Here is a 256-nt window from a genome sequence, read left to right on the forward strand (position 1 = left end):
CATCCGGATGCTATCATTAAGTAATTTTTCTATCTTACGACCTGAAAACACAGATTGTGTGTAGGCATATAGAATGACTTTTAACATCATTTTGGGATGGTATGAGGTTGCACCACGATGATGTCTGAATTCATCGAATTCAGTTTTAGGAATTGTTTCTACAATATCATTGACATGTCGTGACATATCATTTGTGGGGATAAGAACTGAAGTTTCCAATGGTAGAGTAAGTTGAGTCATGTTATAATCTTTATAC

The 256-nt window shown here is 34.8% G+C and carries 1 protein-coding gene; it reads right to left on the bottom strand.

Translation table 11 applies throughout. From position 1 onward, the window contains the following. The coding region (locus HMPREF2647_RS00015) for a transposase (RefSeq protein ID WP_083319013.1) at window positions 1-256 on the bottom strand (256 nt) is incomplete at both ends.

The organism is Staphylococcus sp. HMSC035D11 (assembly GCF_001836075.1).
GTDB classification, from domain to species: Bacteria; Bacillota; Bacilli; order Staphylococcales; family Staphylococcaceae; genus Staphylococcus; species Staphylococcus hominis.